Source organism: Stenotrophomonas sp. Steno-Z1 (assembly GCF_056393175.1).
In genome coordinates this window covers 1-19,511 of record NZ_JBWJPB010000006.1, presented here as the reverse complement: position 1 = coordinate 19,511, position 19,511 = coordinate 1, and the positions used below count along the sequence as shown (strand labels likewise).

18 protein-coding genes and 1 pseudogene are annotated in these 19,511 nt (G+C 66.7%); 9 read left to right on the top strand and 10 right to left on the bottom strand.

Annotated features, from left to right (window positions below; all coding sequences use genetic code 11):
* Positions 1-273 precede the first annotated feature (273 nt).
* The 5 genes from AC06FD_RS15160 to ahpC form a co-directional block, all read right to left on the bottom strand.
* Positions 274-1,236, bottom strand: coding sequence for a transaldolase (locus AC06FD_RS15160; protein ID WP_259209079.1), 963 nt, complete (start codon positions 1,234-1,236; stop codon positions 274-276).
* A gap of 48 nt (positions 1,237-1,284) precedes the next feature.
* Positions 1,285-1,692 (bottom strand): nucleoside diphosphate kinase regulator, encoded by a 408-nt coding sequence (gene rnk / locus AC06FD_RS15155; RefSeq protein WP_259209077.1) that lies wholly within the window; start codon positions 1,690-1,692, stop codon positions 1,285-1,287.
* Positions 1,693-1,843: 151 nt separating this feature from the next.
* Positions 1,844-2,794, bottom strand: coding sequence for a DNA-binding transcriptional regulator OxyR (oxyR, locus tag AC06FD_RS15150; protein WP_259209076.1), 951 nt, complete (start codon positions 2,792-2,794; stop codon positions 1,844-1,846).
* Between the two features lie 86 nt (positions 2,795-2,880).
* Positions 2,881-4,473: an alkyl hydroperoxide reductase subunit F gene (gene ahpF, locus AC06FD_RS15145; RefSeq protein WP_394164619.1), complete on the bottom strand. Its 1,593-nt coding sequence runs from the start codon at positions 4,471-4,473 to the stop codon at positions 2,881-2,883.
* 150 nt (positions 4,474-4,623) lie between these two features.
* A complete protein-coding gene (ahpC, locus tag AC06FD_RS15140) occupies positions 4,624-5,187 on the bottom strand; it encodes an alkyl hydroperoxide reductase subunit C (protein ID WP_038690387.1) in 564 nt (187 codons plus the stop codon).
* Between the two features lie 428 nt (positions 5,188-5,615).
* On the opposite strand from ahpC, the gene prmC reads away from it, so the two are divergent.
* Genes prmC through pip form a run of 3 tightly spaced genes read left to right on the top strand, consistent with a single transcriptional unit; the run spans position 5,616 to position 7,864 of the window.
* Positions 5,616-6,470 carry a peptide chain release factor N(5)-glutamine methyltransferase gene (prmC, locus tag AC06FD_RS15135; protein ID WP_478078256.1) on the top strand — a complete coding sequence of 285 codons (855 nt, stop codon included), beginning with the start codon at positions 5,616-5,618 and terminating at the stop codon, positions 6,468-6,470.
* 54 nt (positions 6,471-6,524) lie between these two features.
* Complete coding sequence (locus tag AC06FD_RS15130) at positions 6,525-6,878, top strand: DUF5713 family protein (RefSeq protein ID WP_449335362.1); 354 nt, start codon at positions 6,525-6,527, stop codon at positions 6,876-6,878.
* 41 nt (positions 6,879-6,919) lie between these two features.
* Entirely contained in the window at positions 6,920-7,864 is a 945-nt protein-coding gene (gene pip, locus AC06FD_RS15125; protein ID WP_394164622.1) for a prolyl aminopeptidase, read from the top strand.
* A 28-nt stretch (positions 7,865-7,892) separates the two neighbouring features.
* Here pip and AC06FD_RS15120 read toward each other — a convergent pair whose 3' ends face one another.
* Complete coding sequence (locus tag AC06FD_RS15120; RefSeq protein ID WP_259209065.1) at positions 7,893-8,777, bottom strand: LysR family transcriptional regulator; 885 nt, start codon at positions 8,775-8,777, stop codon at positions 7,893-7,895.
* A 107-nt stretch (positions 8,778-8,884) separates the two neighbouring features.
* On the opposite strand from AC06FD_RS15120, the gene AC06FD_RS15115 reads away from it, so the two are divergent.
* Entirely contained in the window at positions 8,885-10,315 is a 1,431-nt protein-coding gene (locus AC06FD_RS15115) for an MFS transporter (protein ID WP_394164623.1), read from the top strand.
* Between the two features lie 98 nt (positions 10,316-10,413).
* A complete protein-coding gene (locus AC06FD_RS15110) occupies positions 10,414-11,076 on the top strand; it encodes a DUF7716 domain-containing protein (protein WP_478078255.1) in 663 nt (220 codons plus the stop codon).
* 53 nt (positions 11,077-11,129) lie between these two features.
* Here AC06FD_RS15110 and AC06FD_RS15105 read toward each other — a convergent pair whose 3' ends face one another.
* The 4 genes from AC06FD_RS15105 to AC06FD_RS15090 are packed head-to-tail and all read right to left on the bottom strand — an operon-like array spanning position 11,130 to position 14,010.
* On the bottom strand, positions 11,130-11,939 hold the full coding sequence (locus AC06FD_RS15105; protein WP_478078254.1) for an N-formylglutamate amidohydrolase: 810 nt from the start codon (positions 11,937-11,939) through the stop codon (positions 11,130-11,132).
* Positions 11,932-12,483 carry an NUDIX hydrolase gene (locus AC06FD_RS15100; RefSeq protein WP_259209056.1) on the bottom strand — a complete coding sequence of 184 codons (552 nt, stop codon included), beginning with the start codon at positions 12,481-12,483 and terminating at the stop codon, positions 11,932-11,934. The genes AC06FD_RS15105 and AC06FD_RS15100 overlap by 8 nt, the downstream gene beginning before the upstream one ends.
* A complete protein-coding gene (locus AC06FD_RS15095; protein ID WP_259209054.1) occupies positions 12,480-13,433 on the bottom strand; it encodes a 5'-3' exonuclease in 954 nt (317 codons plus the stop codon). Before AC06FD_RS15095 ends, AC06FD_RS15100 begins: the two co-directional genes overlap by 4 nt.
* 1 nt (position 13,434) lies before the next feature.
* Positions 13,435-14,010 carry a nitroreductase family protein gene (locus AC06FD_RS15090; RefSeq protein ID WP_259209052.1) on the bottom strand — a complete coding sequence of 192 codons (576 nt, stop codon included), beginning with the start codon at positions 14,008-14,010 and terminating at the stop codon, positions 13,435-13,437.
* A gap of 330 nt (positions 14,011-14,340) precedes the next feature.
* Between AC06FD_RS15090 and AC06FD_RS15085 the strand changes: the two genes are divergently transcribed.
* From AC06FD_RS15085 to AC06FD_RS15070, 4 genes and pseudogenes are all read left to right on the top strand, one after another.
* On the top strand, positions 14,341-16,650 hold the full coding sequence (locus tag AC06FD_RS15085) for a DUF1631 domain-containing protein (protein WP_394164628.1): 2,310 nt from the start codon (positions 14,341-14,343) through the stop codon (positions 16,648-16,650).
* A 272-nt stretch (positions 16,651-16,922) separates the two neighbouring features.
* A complete protein-coding gene (locus AC06FD_RS15080) occupies positions 16,923-17,813 on the top strand; it encodes a DUF6531 domain-containing protein (protein ID WP_478078253.1) in 891 nt (296 codons plus the stop codon).
* Between the two features lie 245 nt (positions 17,814-18,058).
* Complete coding sequence (locus tag AC06FD_RS15075; RefSeq protein WP_478078252.1) at positions 18,059-18,592, top strand: hypothetical protein; 534 nt, start codon at positions 18,059-18,061, stop codon at positions 18,590-18,592.
* 140 nt (positions 18,593-18,732) lie between these two features.
* Positions 18,733-19,511: pseudogene (locus AC06FD_RS15070) on the top strand (RHS repeat-associated core domain-containing protein); the annotation flags it as partial.

Below are 19,511 nucleotides of genomic sequence, written 5' to 3'. Positions count from 1 at the left end.
GGATGGCGGGACCGTCATGCGCCATGGATGGCGCATGCGAGCCTCCACGGACGGATTCACGGCGTGTCCCGCCATCCCCCCCACGCCGACCCCAACACGTCGACAGTGAGCGGTTGCCGTTGCCGTTGCCGTTGCCGTCGCAGTTGAAGTCGCAGTTGAAGTTGCAGTCGCAGTCGCAGTCGCAGTCGCAGTCGCAGTCAAACGTGCAGCGGCCCGAAAAAACAAAAAGCCCCGCAATGCGGGGCTTTTTACTGTCCAGACCACGCGAACCGCTTACAGCCGCTCGCGAATCGTCTGGCGCAGTGCTTCCAGATCCTTGGCGAACGCATCGATCCCCGTCGCCAGCTTCTCCGTTGCCATCGCATCGGCCGCCAGATCGCTGGCGAAACGCTCGGCATCGATCGGCGTCACCGCCACCTCTTCAGCCGCACCGGCCACCAGCTTGCGCGGCAGCTCGCCGTGGTCGGCATCCAGCTTCTCCAGCAGGTCCGGCGAAATGGTCAGCCGATCGCAACCGGCCAGCGCCTCGATCTGCGCGGTGGAGCGGAACGATGCGCCCATCACCACCGTCGGCGAACCGCGCCGCTTGAACTCCGCATAGACCCCGCGCACGAACACCACGCCCGGATCCGCATCGATATCGGCCGGTGCCTGCCCATGGGCCACGTACCAGTCCAGGATCCGCCCCACGAACGGCGAAATCAGGAACGCCCCCGCCTCACTGCAGGCCAGCGCCTGCGTCGGATTGAAGATCAACGTCAGATTGCAGTCGATACCCTCCGCCTGCAGCACCCGCGCCGCCTCCACGCCTTCCCACGTCGCCGCGATCTTGATCAGCACCTTGCTGCGCGGCACGCCGGCCGCCTCGTACATTGCGATGAACTGGCGCGCCTTGGCCACCGTCGCCGCCGTATCGTGCGCCTGGTCAGCATCCACCTCCGTCGACACCCGGCCCGGCACCAGCGTGCTCAGCAGCGTCCCCACGCCCACCGTCAGCCGATCGGCCACCGCGTGCACGATCGTCTCGCGCTCGCCGGACTGCTCGCGGCCCCACGCAAGTTCCTTCTCGATCAGGTCCGCATACACCGGCAGGTCCAACGCCTTCTTCACCAGGGTCGGATTGGTCGTGCAGTCGACCGGCTTCAGGCGCTTGATCGCCTCGTAATCGCCGGTATCGGCCACCACGACGGAAAGGTCGCGCAACTGGGTGAGCTTGGACGGAGAAACGGTGTTCATTGCGACTCCTGGTACGAAACGGGGAGCCTGCCCGGTGGCAGGCGGGAATCAGGGGTGGGGCTGGTTGTGGACGGCCGTCACGCGCAGGCGCAGCTTGCGGCCACCCGGTGCATCCCAGTCCATGGTCTGGCCAACGGCCAGGCCCAGCAGCGCGGTGCCCACCGGCGCAAGGATCGACACCTTGCCCTGCTCGACATCGGCTTCGCGCGGGTAGACCAGCGTCAGCACGTGCTTCTCGTTCTGCAGCTCATCTTCGCATTCCACCCGCGAATGCATCATGACGATGCCGTCGGGCATCTCGTCCGGCGCCACCACGGTGGCCCGATTCAGTTCCTTGGCCAGTGCCTGCGCCGCGGGGGTCTGGCTGACCGCCGGGGCGTCGAGCATGGCGTCCAGCCGATCCATGTCGTGGCTGGAAACGATGATGGACGGGGGCAGCCCGCTGGAAGTGGACATGTAAAGCTCCTTGCGATTGATGATGGCCCATGCAAAAGGCGGCACCTGCTGGCGCCGCCTGGGTTCTATTGTGCTGCCTATCGAAGGCGGATGCGACCCGGGCCGCATCGCGCACGATGCGGCCGGTTCAGTGTCTACACCGACGGGGCGATCAGGCGGCGCCGCGCGCCGCGTGGCCGACGTCCGAATCGCTGTTTTCCAGCGCGAACAGCCCTTCCGGAAGGCGCTTGAACTGCTGCGCCAACTGCTGCAGGAAACCGGTCATCGCCGAACTGCGCCGCCACGCCATCGCGATGCGTCGGCTGGGGCGGTCATCGCCCTGGAAATCGAGCAGGCGGATGTTCTCCGAACGCGGCACCGGCGGCTTCACCGACAGGGTCGGCAGCAGGGTGATGCCCACGTCCGCGGCCACCATCTGGCGCAGCGTTTCCAGGCTGGTGGCACGGAATTCGGACTTCTCATTGGCACCGAACAGCCGGCACACCGCCAGCGCCTGGTCACGCAGGCAGTGGCCATCCTCCAGCAGCAGCAGCTTCTGGGCGGACAGCTCCTGCACGTCCAGATGATGGCGCCTGGCCAGCGGATGCTGCCCCGAGACGGCCAGCAGGAACGGCTCCTCGAACAGGAACTCGGCGTGCAGCTGGTCGTCTTCCAGCGGCAGGGCCAGCAGTGCCGCATCCAGCTTGCCCTCGCGCAGGCGCGCCAGCAGCTCGTCGCTCTTCTCCTCCACCAGCAACAGCTCCAGCTGCGGGAAGCGCTCGCGGATGTTGGGGATCACATGCGGCAACAGGTACGGCCCCAGCGTGGGGAAGATCCCCAGCCGCACCGTCCCGGCTTCCGGGTCGCGGCTGCGTCGGGCAGCTTCTTTCATCTGCTCGACTTCGGCCACGATCGTGCGCGCACGCGCCGCCGCCTCGACCCCGGCCGGGGTCAGCATCACTTTGCGTGGCGCGCGCTCGACCAGGGGCAGGCCAAGCTCGTCCTCCAGCTTGCGGATCTGGGTGGACAGCGTGGGCTGGCTGACGAAGCATGCGGCCGCAGCGCGGCCGAAGTGCCGGTGGTCGGCCAGCGCCACCAGATATTTCAGATCACGTAGGTTCATTTCCTTGGACCTCTACACGGTAATGGACCGGGTGACGGCGTGGCTTACCCAGCAGGTGGGTCCCGGCGAACCGGGACCCTTACGTTTCAGGCAGCTTCGGCGACAACGCCGCTGCTCTTGGGAACGGATGTACGGATCAGGTGATCGAAAGCGCTCAGTGCGGCGGTCGAACCGGCGCCCATCGCGATGATGATCTGCTTGTAAGGAACGGTCGTGCAATCGCCCGCCGCGAACACGCCCGGGACATTGGTCTGGCCGCGGTCGTCGATCACGATCTCGCCACGCGGCGACAACGCCACCGCTCCCTTCAACCACTCGGTATTGGGCAGCAACCCGATCTGCACGAAGATCCCTTCGAGCTCGACCCGGTGCGCATCGCCACCGACGCGGTCCTGGTAGACCAGCCCCGTCACCTTCTGGCCATCGCCCAGCACTTCCTGGGTGAGGGCGCTGGTGATGATGGTGACGTTGCCCAGGCTGCGCAGCTTCTTCTGCAGCACTTCATCGGCCCGGAGTGTGTCATCAAATTCCAGAAGGGTCACATGCGTCACAATTCCGGCCAGGTCGATCGCCGCCTCGACGCCCGAGTTGCCGCCGCCGATCACCGCCACCCGCTTGCCCTTGAACAGCGGCCCATCGCAGTGCGGGCAATAGGCCACGCCCTTGTTGCGGTACTGCTCTTCGCCGGGGACGTTCATCTGGCGCCAGCGCGCGCCGGTGGACAGGATCACCGAGCGCGACTTCAGCACCGCCCCGTTTTCCAGGGTGATCCCGACCAGGCCGTCATCACCGGCCGGGGTCAGCGCGCTGGCACGCTGCAGGTTCATGATGTCCACCTCGTACTCGCGCACGTGCTGTTCCAGCGCGGTGGCGAGCTTGGGGCCTTCGGTTTCCTTGACCGAGATGAAGTTCTCGATCGCCATGGTGTCCAGCACCTGCCCGCCGAACCGCTCGGCGGCCACGCCGGTGCGGATGCCCTTGCGCGCGGCGTAGATCGCCGCTGCCGCGCCGGCCGGGCCGCCGCCGATCACCAGCACGTCGAACGGGGCCTTGGCCGCGATCCTGGCCGCGTCGCGCTTGGCCGAGCCGGTGTCCAGCTTGGCCACGATCTGCTCCAGGGTCATGCGGCCCTGGTCGAACATCTCGCCGTTGAGGTAGACGGTGGGCACCGACATGATCTGGCGCGCTTCCACTTCGGCCGGGAACAGGCCGCCGTCGATCGCCACGTGCTGGATGCGCGGGTTGAGCACCGCGGCCAGGTTCAGCGCCTGGACCACGTCCGGGCAGTTCTGGCAGGACAGCGAGAAGTACGTTTCGAACTTCAGCTCGCCCTCCAGGCCCTGCACCTGCTCGATCAGCTCGGCGGTCGCCTTGGACGGGTGCCCGCCCACCTGCAGCAGCGCCAGCACGAGCGAGGTGAATTCGTGGCCCATCGGCAGCCCGGCGAACGCCAGGTGGATGTCCTGGCCCGGGGTGGTCAGCGCAAACGAGGGGGTGCGCTCGGCGCCGTCGCGGCGCACGTCCAGGCGGATCTGCGCCGACAGCGACACCAGCGTGTTCAGCAGCTCCAGCATCTCCTGCGACTTGGCGCCGTCATCCGCGTGCGCCGTGATCTGGATCGGACGGGTGACGCGTTCCAGATAGGTCTTGAGCTGGGACTGGAGGTTGGCATCCAACATCGAAAAACTCCTTGATTCAGGCAAGGGGACAGCGTCGACGTCACCCGAAGGTACATCTGCGCGGCGTGGGGGTGAACCCAAGCCGGCGCGCAGGCACCGGCTTGGGTTCACCCCCACTCCCGTCGAAACGGGAGTGGGGATGGGGACGGCTTAGATCTTGCCGACCAGGTCCAGCGACGGGGTCAGGGTCTTCTCGCCTTCCTTCCACTTGGCCGGGCAGACCTGGTTCGGGTTGGCGGCGGTGAACTGGGCAGCCTTCAGCTTGCGCAGGGTCTCGGACACGTCACGGGCGATCTCGTTGGAGTGGATCTCCAGGGTCTTGATCACGCCTTCCGGGTTGATGATGAAGGTACCGCGCAGGGCCAGGCCTTCTTCTTCAATGTGCACGCCGAAGGCGCGGGTCAGCTGGTGGGTCGGGTCGCCGACCAGCGGGAACTGGGCCTTGCCGACGGCCGGCGAGGTTTCGTGCCACACCTTGTGCGAGAAATGGGTGTCGGTGGTGACGATGTAGACCTCGGCGCCGGCCTTCTGGAACTCGGCGTAATGGTCGGCGGCGTCTTCGATCTCGGTCGGGCAGTTGAAGGTGAACGCGGCCGGCATGAAGATCAGCACGGACCACTGGCCCTTCAGAGTGCTGTCGGAAACCTTGATGAACTCGCCGTTCTGGTAGGCGTTGGCTTCGAACGGCTTGATCTGCGTATTGATGAGCGACATCGTTTTTCCTCTTGGTGAAGGGGGTGGGTGAAGCGACCAATACAGATTAGCGGCTCCATTCCCATAAGGACAATCCATTGATTGCATCTATACGATAGATGGAGTCTATCAAAAGGTGATGATGCAGGGATGAATACCTTGCCAATAGTCGTGCGAAGCCCTTGTGCCGCAAGGCATTTCCGGGCCTGGGGACTCAAATGGGTGATAGCCACCGCTTATCCGTCGGGTCGACTGGCTGAACGGAAACCTGTCCACGTCCTCCCCACCACCTCGGCACAGGCCGAATCGCGATAGGCGGCAATGCAGGTCATTAAGCGGCGCAATTCCTCCCATCAATCGCCTGGCGGTCGTTGGCAGCCCATTACCAGGCGAGCGGGCCCTGCGGCCCGGTGCTCTACACTTCCCGGCCCGTTTCCCGCCCCGCCACCATGACTGCTGCCCCCCGTGACGTCCGCCAGCTGCTTGCCGATGCCGCCGCCGCCCTGCCCGGGGTGGAAGGTCGCCACGAGGCCGAGCTGCTGTTGCTGCACGTGCTGGGGCGGGAGCGCAGCTGGCTGTTCGCCCATGCCACCGATGCAGTCGGCGAGGCCGACGCGGCGCGCTTTGCCGGTCTGCTGGCGCGGCGCGTGGCGGGCGAACCGGTGGCCTACCTGGTGGGCGGTCGCGGCTTCTGGACCCTGGACCTGGCGGTCAACCCCGCCACGCTGATCCCGCGCCCGGAAACCGAGCTGCTGGTCGAGCTGGCGCTGGCGCGGCTGCCGCTGGACACCCCGCTGGCGGTGGCCGACCTGGGCACCGGCAGCGGGGCGATCGCATTGGCCCTGGCCAGTGAGCGGCCCCGCGCCACGCTGATCGCCACCGATGTCAGCAGCGCCGCGCTGAGCGTGGCGCGCGGCAATGCGCTGCGCAACGACGTGGCCAATGTCAGCTTCCGCCAGGGTGCGTGGTTCGAGCCGTTGCAGGGCGAGGTCTTCGACCTCATCGCCAGCAACCCGCCCTATATCGCCAGCGACGATCCCCACCTGCAGCAGGGCGACCTCCGCCATGAGCCCCCGGGTGCTCTGGCGTCGGGGCTGGACGGGCTGGATGACATCCGCTGCATTGTTGCCGCGGCGCCGGGTCACCTGGTGGCGCAGGGGTGGCTGCTGATCGAACACGGCTGGGACCAGGGCGCGGCGATCCGCGCGCTGTTCGAACAGGCCGGGTTCGAGCAGGTCCACACCGAACGCGACCTCGAACAACGCGAGCGGGTGACGCGCGGCTGTCTGCCAGGCGTGCGCTGACGCTGCCTGAAACATCGCGCGGGTAGAATGGCGGTCCACTCGAAAGGAAGCGCCATGACCCCTGCCAGCCCCTCTGTATCCAACGCGCAGTTGCAGTCCCATGAATTCCTGGCCGACATGGTCGAGGACGCGTATTTTCCGCCGGCGCTGGTGGCCCAAGGCCAGCAGATCCTGCTGCGCCTGTGCGAACGCATCGAGCGCGAACGCCCGGCCGACGCTGCCGCGCTGATGGCGCTCACCCATGCGGCCACGCTGGAATTCAACGTGCTCGGCGAAGCGTTCGAAGCGCAGGACAGCGAGCTGGAAACCGCCGCGCGCGAGAACATCGGCGCTGATTTCGAGCTGATCGCGCAGAGTTATGGTTTCGACGTGGACGTGGACGAGCTGACCAGCCCGCGCGAGTGGTGAATCCGTTCACCGCACCTGTTCCCATCAACGGAGTTCCTGCCATGCGTACGCTGTATCCCGCCCTCACCCCCTACGACGTCGGCACCTTGAAGGTGGATGGCCGCCACACGCTGTATGTCGAGCAGTGCGGCAATCCCGAGGGCAAGCCGGTGGTGCTGCTGCACGGTGGCCCGGGCGGTGGCTGCAGCGAGAAAATGCGCCAGTTCCATGACCCGGCCAAGTACCGCATCATCCTGTTCGACCAGCGTGGCGCCGGGCGCTCCACCCCGCATGCCGACCTGGTGGACAACACGACCTGGGACCTGGTCGCCGACATCGAGAAACTGCGCGAGCACCTCAAGGTGGACCGCTGGCAGGTGTTCGGTGGCAGCTGGGGCTCCACCCTGGCGCTGGCGTACGCCCAGACCCATCCGCAGCGCGTGACCGAGCTGGTGCTGCGCGGCATCTTCATGCTGCGCCGCTGGGAGCTGGAGTGGTTCTACCAGGAGGGCGCCAACCGGCTGTTCCCGGATGCGTGGGAGCATTACCTCGCGCCGATCCCGGCAGTGGAGCGGCACGACCTGATCTCGGCCTTCCACCGCCGCCTGACCAGTGACGACGAAGCCACCCGCCTGGCCGCGGCCAAGGCCTGGAGCGTGTGGGAAGGGGCGACCAGTTTCCTGCATGTGGACGACGACTTCGTCAACAGCCACCAGGACCCGCAATTCGCGCTGGCGTTCGCCCGCATCGAGAACCACTACTTCGTCAACGGCGGGTTCTTCGAGGTGGAAGAACAGCTGCTGCGCGACGCGCACCGCATCGCCGACATCCCCGGCGTGATCGTGCACGGCCGCTACGACGTGGTGTGCCCGCTGCAGAGCGCGTGGGAACTGCACAAGGCGTGGCCGGCGTCGACGCTGGAGATCAGCCCGGCCTCGGGCCACTCGGCGTTCGAGGCCGAGAACGTGGACGCACTGGTGCGAGCCACGGATCGCTTCGCGGGTTGATCCCAACGTGCCGACCCTCGGTCGGCACCTACCACTGGCCGGCCAGCAACGCGTCGGCCAGCACCTTCAGCTTCGGCGAGGCCTGGCGCGAAGGCGGATACACCAGCGACAACGCGCGGCTGCGGCCTTCAAACGGCTGCAGCACGCGTTGCAGGCGGCCGTCGGCGAGCGCGTCGGCCACCGCGAAATCCATCACCTGCACGATGCCGACGCCGGCCAGCGCGCCTTCCACCAGCGGGTCGCCGCTGTCGAACACCATCCGTGCCGGGGGCGTGACGTCGCGCAGCCCATCTCCGTCGCGGAACTGCCAGTCCACCAGCCGTCCGCTGCGCAGGTTGCGCACCGCCAGGCAGGTATGGTCCTGCAGCGCATCGACCGTGGCCGGCGCGCCGTGACGGGCGATGTAGTCCGGCGACGCCACGGTGACCCAGTGCAGCGGCCGCAGCGGCCGCGCCACCATGCGCACGTCGCTGATCGGCCCGGTGCGCAGGGCCGCGTCGAAGCCTTCCTCGACCAGATCGACCAGGCGGTCGTTGAGCACCAGCTCGAACTGCAACTGCGGGTGCACGGCCATCAACTGCCCGGCCAGCGGCACCAGCACCTTGCGCCCGAACATCGATGGCGCGGTCAGCTTCAGCACGCCCGACGGCGTGCAGGGGCGATCGCCCAGTCGCCGTTCGGCATCTTCCAACCCGCACAGCAGGGGCGTGCAGTGATCGACGAACTGGCGGCCGTCCGGGGTCAGGCTGACGTTGCGGGTGTTGCGATGGAGAAGGCGCACGCCCAGCTCGGCCTCCAGCCGGCCGATCGCCCGTGACAGCCCGGACTGGCTGAGGCCCAGTTGCCCGGCGGCCACGGTGAAACTGCGCGCTTCGGCGACCTGCACCAGCATGCGCACGGCATTGAGATCCATGATGGCGTCCGATTGATGCGGAAATGCATGACAGAAATCGAAGTATCCGGGTTTATTTGTATGGCGTCATCAATGAGACTGCCCGCCTTCCCCTCGTCCGCATCGGCATGACCCACTCCCCGCATTCCTTCCCGCCCCGGCTGGCGTTGACCCTGCTGGCCATGGCCCAGCTGATCATCGCGCTGGACGCCACCATCATCTTCGTCGCCCTGCATGAGATGGGCGTGCAGCTGCAGATCAACGCGCAGCAACTGCAGTGGATCGTCAGCGGCTACACCGTGGCCTTCGGCGGTTGCCTGCTGCTGGGCGGGCGCGCGGCCGACCTGCTCGGCCGCCGCCGGGTCTACCGGCTGGGCATGGCGCTGTTCGCGCTGGCCTCGCTGGTGGGCGGCTTCAGCAACAGCGCCTGGCTGCTGATCGGCGCGCGCGCGGTGCAGGGCATCGGCGCGGCGTTGCTGTTCCCGGCCACGCTGTCGCTGATCAACACGCTGTATGCCGAAGGCGCGCCGCGCAACCGCGCGCTGGCGATCTGGTCGATGGCCAGCGCCGGCGGGCTGGCGCTGGGCACGCTGCTGGGCGGCGTGCTCACCCAGAGCTTTGGCTGGTCCTCGGTGCTGCTGGTGATCGTGCCGTTCGCCGGTGCGTGCGCGGTGCTGGGTGGCTGGTGGTTGCCGCGCGATCCGGCACGCCAGTCCGGGCGCTCGTTCGACCTGGCCGGCTGCCTCACCGTCACCCTCGGCGGCAGCCTGCTGGTCACCACGCTGGTGCAGGGGCCGGAGTGGGGCTGGTTGGCGCCGCGCACGCTGGGCTGCCTGGTGGTGTCGGCGCTGCTGCTGGCCGCCTTCGTGCAGATCGAGCAGCGCAGCCGCGACCCGCTGATGCAGTTCGCGCTGCTGCGCCTGCGCAGCCTGCGCGCGGCCATGCTGCTGACCATGGTGTTCATGAGCAGCTTCGGCGTGCAGTACTACTTCCTGGCGCTGTATTTCCAGGATGGCTACGGCTGGAGCGCGCTGCAGGCCGGGCTGGCGTTCCTGCCGCCGACGCTGGTGTGCACGTTCGGCATCCGGATCACCGAGCGCATGCTTGCCCGGCGTTCGCCGCGCCAGGTGCTGGCACTGGGCATGGCAGCCGGCGCGGTCGGCATCGCCGCGGTCGCGCTGGCACTGCCGTTTGGCGCCACCTACTGGGCGCTGCTGCCGGGCATCGTGGTGCTGAGCATCGGCCAGGGCATGACCTGGACGGCGATGTGGATCGTGGCCGGGCAGGGCGTGCCGGCGGCGCAGCAGGGCGTGGCCTCGGGCATGGCCGCCACCGCGCAGCAGATCGGCGGTGCGCTGGGCCTGGCGGTGCTGGTGATGCTGGCCAATGCCGGGCGCGGTGTGCATGCGGCCGGCAGCAGTCCCGAAGCGCTGCAGGGGCTGGTCAACGCGCAGTACGGGGCGGCGGTGTTCGCGCTGCTCGGGGTGGGCGTGGCGCTGTGGTTGCGGCCGCAGGAGGACGATGCGGCGCTGGCGGCAGTGGGGGTTGGCGAAAGATAGGGCGATCGCACACGGCGCGGGTCGCACCAGGAAGGACTGCGTGCAGCCGAGCAACGGTCGGCCCTACCATGGGGGTTTCCGGTGCGGCACTGACGTCGATGGCTGAACTTCTTACCCTGTGCCAGGCCCTTGAGGCCATCGCGGCCTGCAACGACGATCGCGATGTGTGGGACCGCTACGGCTGGGTCTACGCAACCGACGGCGATGAGCAGGAGGCGATGTTCTGGCTGTCCGGCCACGACGTCGAGGATGACGATCCCGCCGTGCAGGCCTTTGTCGCCGAGCATGGCCTGAGCCCGTATCTGGAAGCGGCCACCTTCGCCGATGTGCTGGAGGTACAGAAGCGCCAGCGTCCCCTGTCCACGCTGGACGCGTATGCGCACGCGCTGGCGTACTACAGCGAGTACGACGCCTTCGCGCAGGTGGCGGGCATCGAGGAAGCATTGGATGAGGCGCCGGCCGAGGAGCAGCAGGCGGCGCGCGCGCTGGGCGTGGGGCGCGGCATCTTCGCCGCGTTCGACGTGGTGCTGGCGCAATGCCCGGACACGAGGGTCAAGGACGCGGCCCGCCTTGTCGCTGGCGTGCTGGAGGTTGCGGTGGGCCAGGCGCTGCCGTTGTGCCGTGCACTGCCACTGGAACTGGGGCGCGATCTGCAACGCACGCGTGCCGCGGCCATCGTTGCCGACTTCCAGGCGCTGGGTATCGGCCTGGAGGTACGCGGCTACCGCGCATTTCCGTGGATGGCGGCGCCTGCGCTGTAGGGGCTGCGGTTGCCGGCCAGCGGCCGGCACGACCGGGTAGGTGGGCGCCGGGATTACGGGGGCGGGAATGCGTCCAGCTGCGGCTGCAGCGTGGTGAATATCCGCGCTAGTCGTTGCGCCCACGCCTGCTGGCCGGCCGCATCGGCGATGAGGTCCTGGCGGATCTCCAGCTCCACATGCACCAGCCCGCGGCCTTCGCCATGTACCGGCACGGCATAGTCGCTGGTACTGCTGACGGCATAGGGCTGGTTGTCGCCGACCACCAGGTCGCCCTCATCGCGCAGCGCCTGCAGCAGCACGCGCGCGAAGCGGGTATCGCGGTGATACAGCACGCCGGCATGCCACGGCCGCGCGGCGTCGTTCATGACCGGGGTGAAGCTGTGCATCATCACCAGCAGCGTCGGCCGGGCCTGCGCCTGGCGGGCATCCAGCTCGGCGTCGATGCGGGCATGGTAGGGCGCGTGGATCGCGTCGATGCGTTGCTGTCGCTGCAGCGGTGACAGCGCCTGGTTGCCGGGCACCAGCGTGCGGTCGCTGGTCTCCGGCATCAGCGTGGGCGACGCCAGCGGCCGGTTGCAGTCGATCACCAGCCGCGAGTAGGTCTGGGTGATCGCCCATGCGTCGAGCAGGCGTGCCAGCGCAACGGTGACGCCGGCGATGCCGATGTCCCAGCCGATGTGCCGGTCCAGTTCGGCCTGCGGCAGGCCCAGGCTGGCCAGCCCTACCGGCACCTGCTGGCCGGCGTGGTCGGCGATCAATACGTACGACGAACGCCCCTGTGGCTGGTGCACCACGAAGGGCGCCGGGTCGGACGGCCCCAGCAGGGCGCCGGCGGCCGTCGCGTGGGCGAGCGAATCAGCCACGCGGGGTGCCGTCCAGGTGGTGCTCGATCATCCACAGCCCGGCCCACAGCTTGGCGTCCAGCTCGTAGCCCTGGCCGATCTTCTCCACCAGCCATGCAGCGGCGCGGGCGCGCGGGACTTCGTGCACGGTGATGTTCTCGCTGGCATCGCCGCCGCCGTCGCCCACCTTGCGCAGGCCGGTGGCGCGCACGAAGGCGATCTTTTCGCTGCTCGCACCCGACGAGGTCGGGCCGATCATCAGTACCTCGGCGTGCGCGGCGGTCCAGCCGGTTTCCTCCTCCAGCTCGCGCACCGCCGATACCTCGATCGACTCGCCGGCGTCGATGTCACCGACCAGGCCGGCCGGCATCTCGATGGTATTGGCCTGCAGCGGCACCCGGAACTGTTCCACGAACAGCACGTTGTCCTCCGGGGTGACCGCGATGATGATCGCGGCCAGGCCACCGGCGTGGGTGCGTTCGCTGTACTCCCACGTGCCGCGCACGACCATGCGCTGGTACTTGCCTTCGTAGACGATCCTGGGGGCTTGGGTGTTGGGGCTCATGCGAACTCGCTGGCAACGGAAGGGGAATCGGGCAGGCCGGCCGCGCTGAACAGTCGGCGCCGGGTCAACGGACCGAACCGCAGCGCATCGCACAGGCCCTGCAGCATCTGCGGGTCGGCGCTGCCGCGGCTGAAATCGGCGTCGGCCACGTCCAGCGGCGCATCCAGCGCGATGGTGGTCAACTGCCGCCACAGCAGCGCGTGCTCGCGCTGTTCGCGCAACCGTACCGCCATCTGCGCGGCGCCGCGCAGGCGCAGGAAGGGCACTTCGTCCAGGCGCTCGAACAGCACGTCCATGCTGCCGAAATGCGCCAGCAGCACGGCTGCCGACTTGGCGCCCACGCCGGTCACGCCGGGAATGTTGTCCACCGCATCGCCGCACAGCGCCAGGTAATCGGCGATCTGGTGCGCATGCACGCCATGCCGCGCCTTGACCCCGGCCATGCCCCAGCGCTGGTTGCGCGCGTAGTCCCACTGCTCGTCGTGCTCGAACAGCAGTTGGGACAGGTCCTTGTCGGCGGAGATGATCACCCCGCGCATGCCGGCGTCGCGGCGCGCATGCAGGGCGCTACCGATCAGGTCGTCGGCTTCGTATTCGGCGTGGGCCAGCACCGGCAGGCCCAGGGCGAGGCACAGCGCCTTGCAGTGTGCGAACTGGCGGCGCAGCGCGTCCGGGGCCGGATCGCGGTTGGCCTTGTAGGCGGCATACAGGCGGTGGCGGAAGCAGCTGTCCAAGGCCTCATCGAACGCGATGGCGATGTGCCGCGGGCGCTCGCGCTCCAGCAGGTCCAGCAGGAACCGGGCGAAGCCGTGCACCGCGTTGGTCGGCCAGCCCTGCTGGTCCTGGAACTCATCGGGCATCGAGTGCCAGGCGCGGAACACGTACAGACTGGCATCGACCAGGTACAGCGGCGGGCGCGGCGTGACGCCGGGTGCGGCAGGCAGAGTCACCTCAGCCCACCCAGTCCTGCAGCAGCGCCGCCGGGTCCGGGCGCTCGCGCTCGGGGGCCTCGGTGCGCGGGGTGCCGATATGGATGAAGCCGGCGATCCGCTCGTCCCCGGCCAGGCCGAGATGGGCGCGCACGGCGGGGTCGAAGGCCATCCACGCGGTCAGCCACTGCGCGCCAAAGCCCAGTGCCTGCGCCGCCTGCAGCAGCGCAAAGCACACGCAGCCGGCGGTCATCAGCTGTTCTTCTTCGGGCACCTTGGGGTTGGGGCGCGGCCGGGCCACCACGGTGATGACCAACGGGGCATGCGAAAAACGCAGCCGGTCCTTTTCCAACTGGGCGGCCGACACGTTCGGATCGCGTTCGCGGCTGCGCTGGACCAGGTACTCGCCCAGACTGTGACGTGCATCGCCAGCGATCCGCAGGAAACGGAACGGCACCAGCTTGCCGTGGTCGGGCACGCGCACCGCAGAGGTGAGCATCCGCAACAGGGTGTCCGGATCCGGCCCGGGCTCGCCCAATTGCCTGGACGGTAAGGAGCGGCGGGCGTCCAGGGCTTGCAACGCGGGGGAGTCGGGCATGGGGTCTCGATCAGATGTCACGGTCGAACAAGTATAGTCGCGGCAGTTTGTGACGCGGCTCGGGGCCATCTCCGGGTCATTTGCGACAAAGCGTGATGAACATCACTTAATCAACGGCATTCCTTCACGTGGCTGTACTCGCTTCCCAAGGACGCTGGCCTTACGATACAAGGCCTGCCGGCACCCGGTCATGAGGTTCAACGTGCGGACTGTTTCGCTGTCCCTGACCGGTCGGCTGGCCTGGTATGCGGATGCGGGTGCCTGGGGGGTGCCGGTGTTCATCGATTCCACGTTGCATTCTGTACCTGCGAAGCTGGGGAGCCTTTTCGCATGATCGCCACGCCCATTCCATCGGGGCAGCCAGGCCGCGACCCGGCCCTGTTGAGGCAGGCCCGCGACGCCGCGTTGCCGGCGCTTGCCGAGTCGTTTGCAACGGTCTTGGCGCGCTTCGATGACGTGCTGTTCGACCGTGCCGGCACCGCTGGCGCGTCGCAGCTGCTGTTCCTGGATGGCATGCGCGAACTGCGCCGCCGCCGCGAGGACATCGTGCGCGGCTTCCGCGGCCACCTGCTCGAGGCGTGGGATGCGCTGGAGCGCGGCCAGCCGGCCTCGGCCGAGGCCACCCTGGCCGGGCAGATCGAGGACGGGCTGAGCCTGGTGCCCGAGCACGTGCTGGAATCGCGTTTGGCGGTCCGCAACTTCGCCACGGTGCTGCTGCGCGACTGGAAGCCGGTGCTGTCGCGGCTGGACCGACGCCTGGGCTGGATCGCCGGCGGGCTGGAACTCAACGCCGACAGCAACCCGATCAGCCCCGAACACATCGGCGTGGCCATCCATGAGGCCTTCGCCGACTGTGAACTGGCCCCGGAAGTGCGGCTGGTGTTGATCAAGCTGTGCGAGCGCGACCTGCACGCCCCGATCGGCAAGCGGTACGAGGCCCTGGACGAGCAGCTGGCCGCCGCCGGGGTGATGCCGCAGATGGCCGCGCCGCGCCGCGCGGCGCCGCGCCCGCCGTCCCCGCGCCATGAACTGGACGACCTGGTCGACGCGCTGGATCCCGAATCGCTGGGCGGTGCCGACGATGCCGCCGCCCCGGCCTGGGCGCGGCGCTTCGCCGATCGCTGGGCCGAGAGCCGGGGGCGCATCCAGTCCTCCCAGCAGGGCCAGGCGGTAGCCGATGCCGCCGACGGCATGAGCAACAACCAGGGCATGCTGCTGGAAGCCCTGCACGAACTGCTGCAGCAGACCCGCCACGTGCGCGAGGACGCGACCTCCGCGGCCAGCGTCGCGGTCGGCCAGCAGCGCCCCTTGAGCCAGCGCGAGATGATGTCGGTGCTGTCGCTGCTGCAGGCCACCCCAAGTGCGACCCTGCGCGCGGCGATCGGCGAAGACGGCGAGTCGCTGGCGCAGCGGCTGAAGAGCGAAGTACTGTCCGGTGCCACCCGCCTCGGCGTGGACCCGGCGCAGGCGCGGCTGGACCCGCAGGACGAAGATGCGATCGACCTGGTCGGCATGCTGTTCGACGTGATGCTGGACGAGCGTGACCTGGAAGGCCGCTCTCGTGAGCTGATCGGCCGCCTGGTGGTGCCCTTCGTCAAGGTCGCCATGCTCGACCGCCGCATGTTCGTGCAGAAGACCCACCCGGCGCGCAAGCTGCTCAACTCGCTGGCCGAAGCCTGCGAAGGCAACACCGGCGAAAGCCAGGCCGAGCGCGTGCTGATGGGCAAGGTCGAGGAGATCATCGAGCGGCTGGTCGCCGAATTCAACGAGAACCTGGCGATCTTCCTCACCCTCGAAGAAGAATTCCGCGATTTCCTCACCCAGCACCGCCGCCGCATCGAAATCGCCGAGCGCCGTGCGGCCGAGACCCAGCGCGGCCAGGAAAAGCTGGAAATGGCCCGCACCCGTTCGGCCGCCGAGCTCGACCGGCGCATCGCCGATGCCACGCTGCCGCAGGCCATCGGCGAGTTCCTGCGCCAGCCGTGGCAGCACCACCTCACCCTGACCGTGCTGCGCGAAGGCGAAGACGGTGCCTCGGTGGGCGAAGCGCTGGCACTGGCCGACGGCATGCTGGAGGAAGTGGCCGAAGCGCGCCGGCAGATCGTTGGCAAACCATGGCTGCAGGCGTGGCACCCGGCCCTGCGCAAGGTATTTGCCAGCGTGGGCGTGCACGCCGACGCCGCCACCGGTGCGATCGACGCCCTGCACGACACCCTGCAGGCCATCGCCGAATCGCGTCCGGAGCTGGAACGCGCGCTGCCCGAATTGCCGCAGGTGGTCCTGCCCGCGCCGCCGACGCAGGAAAGCGCTGCGGTGGAGCTGGGCAGCAAGGTGGACGTGAGCGATTTCGACAACGCCGATGCCGACCGTTTCCGCGGCCTGGAGATCGGCAGCTGGCTGGATTTCGTCGACAAGGACGGCAAGGTCCAGGCCGGCAAGCTGTCCTGGGTGAGCCCGATTTCCTCGCGCCTGCTGTTCGTCAATCGCCGGGGCGTGCGCTTCTGCGTGGCCTCGCCGGAAGAACTGGCGGTGATGGTGCGGCTGGGTCGCCTGCGCGCGCATATCGACGACGGTGCCTTCGACAGTGCGATGCAGGGCGTGATCGATCGGCTGGACAACAAGAACGCTACGGTGCATTGAAATTTGGCAGCAACCGCTCCGATTGGAATGAAAACGCCGGGCATTGTCCGGCGTTTTCGTTTCGGTCGTTGACGTTGCCTGACGGACGTTGAGGTGAAGTAGGCAGGGCAGGGGGTCGGAAAAATCTGAAACTCGCTTGGGTGCGACGAATACCGCGCACAGCCGCTTGACCGACTCCAGACTCAGTGGGCACTATGCCTAAGCCCAATGCGATGACTGAATCGCTTTGGCGGACTCTGCGTATCTATACGCTTCCATGGAAGGATTACTGGATGAAGTGCGACTTTTCGCGGCTCGGCTGCGCGTTGTCTGTGGGCCTTGCGTTGTTTGGCCTGGGTGGGCGAGCTGCACATGCCCAGGAAGTCATTCCGCGCTGGCATAACCCGGTCTTTGCCAATGATGGTTACCCGACAGAACGGGCGGCCCAGATCGCGATCGAGAACTGGTTCATAAGCTCCTTCAAGCCGGAAGATCCCATCGAGTGGGAGGTCCGTAGTCAGGCATTTACCCGGGAGGCTTCCGTGCATCTGTACGGAATCAGGCCTGCACCGTTGAGTAAATCGAACTGGACCTATTCCTACATGGACATTTATTACCCGTCCCAGGAAGCACTGCTGACGGCAATGAGGACGGGCAATCAATCCTACTGTCCGGTTGCCACTCCAGAGCCCGTGTGGGTCAGGGAAAACGGCGTGGGAAATCGACCTGAAAACAGCACTGAGGAATCATGGCGAAAGGGCGTGACGGTGAGCTGGCGCAATCTCGACGGCAGCTGTAGGGCCCCCGTGGCAAGCATCGTTGACCGGAGCCGCACCGTACAGTGTCCGAACCGAACAATGATGAAGTGGAAAGATGATCTGGGAGCGTGTTTCCTATCTGACTCCTACGACGGAAACAGTCGGCGCGTCATGACATATCAGACCGCACAAGTGCCAAAGTTATGTCATGGCGTTGGCAACCCTTGTGATCCAACGACGGGCGACAAGTTTCAGGTAGAGGCTGATATCGATCTCGGTTGGGTGCGGCTTGATAGGTACTATCACTCCCTTACGAGTACGTTCGGAAGTCCGTTCGGGGCGAACTGGACACATTCTCACAACATAAGCCTGGCTGTCGGCCTTAATACAAGTAGGTCAATTGCCCAAGGCAGGGCTGACGGTTGAACAGACCGTAGCGGCGCGCAATGCCTTGAAGGCTTACTATCGGGGGAGGCCGCTGGATACACTGTTGCCTAAAATGATCGGGAGATTTGCGAACCCCACTGCGGAGCAGCTGTTGATACGTCACAATGGAGACGCCGCACGCGTTATTGAGGGAGCTGGTAGAACAAGCAATCAGTGGACGGCTGGTATCGTTGGCGGTAGCGCGGCAAAGACTGCCAATAGTGCGGCGAATGCAGGAGGACGGTGTGGATGCGACTAGTGCAATGAAGCCCACTGTGGACAAAGCATTTATTTTGCTGGGCTATTCTAATCGGGAGACTTTCTGGCGGTTGGATCATCTTAGAGATGGGAGTGTTCAGGTCTCTGGCCTAGAGCAAAGGCCCGCCGGTGCTTCGGCTGCCGGCATCTTTGAGTGGTGGACGCTAGGAGGTGGGAAGGCTGTCCCTATGGCGTTTTTCTCCGAACAGCTCGAAAGTGAACTCGGAACTCCCAACTTTGGAGAGAGCCTTCTTCTGCTGATCGACGGAAAGTTGATGGGGGACGGAATGCTGGTTCCTAAAATTAGTTTTCGGCGTGGAATCTTTTCCAACGACTTCTCCATTCGGCTGGATGGGGGGTGGGTATTCAAGGTGCACTACTCCAGGCCATTTTTTAGAGAGGCGTGGTGGAAGTTTAACACTGGGGGGACGTTGGACTATTACGCTGTCGATTTCATTGAGCAATTAGTGGGGGTTATTGCGATGAATCGCCCGCACTGGCTTATCGATGATCAATCATAAAGACATGAAATCGGAGGCAGCGTAGAGAAGCTTGTGCGTCGAGCGAGGCTTCACAGTGAAGGGCGTGGCGACGCAGATCGGCGTCCCCAAGCACACCTTGTGCCGCTGGATGCAAAGCGCAAGGCACCGGCGGTCGCCGCGCCTACGACACCGCACCGGCCGCGTGCGCGGCAGACGAGCGTTTCGCCAACGGGCGCCTGGGGACGGTCCTGCATGCGGGCGGCAGCACCGCGTACTGCCACGACCGCTTCGGCCAGGTTAGCCGCAAGGTGCAGACCGTCAACGGTGTGAGCACCTTCCTACGCTAGGCCTATACCAAGGTCCGCGATACCTAGGGGCGCATCAGCCAGATCGGCCTGACCCGCCCCGGCCAGGACCTATGGCAATGGCCGCCAGCTGCAGCGCCCCCTCGATCTCGACTATCAAACGCAGGCCGTGCATGACCCGGCGTCAGGTGGACTTTCGCTGAGCTACGGCTACGACCGGTCGGTGCGATCACCGAGCTGAGGAACGGCGCAGGCACCGGTGTCCTGGCCAAGCACGGCTACGACACGCTGGGTCGACTGACCCAGACCAAGGACGGCGCCACCGACGTGCCGATCGAGACCTATGCCTACGACGCCACCGGGAATCGCACCGCGCTGACTACGGCGGCAGGCACCGCCAGCTACACCTATCCGATGGACAGCCACCGCCTGCTCGCCGTCGATGGCGAGGCGCGCGATCACGACGCGGCAGGCAACACCATCAGCATTGGCGGAAAGGCGTTCAGCTACAGCGATGCAAACCGCATGAGCGCGGTGAAGCAGGCAGGGGCTGTCGTCGAGAGCTACACCTACAACCATCGGGGTGAGCGTGTGTTGCGCGCGCCTGCCTCGGCTGACGCACAGGTCACGGTGTATGACGAAGCAGGGCAATA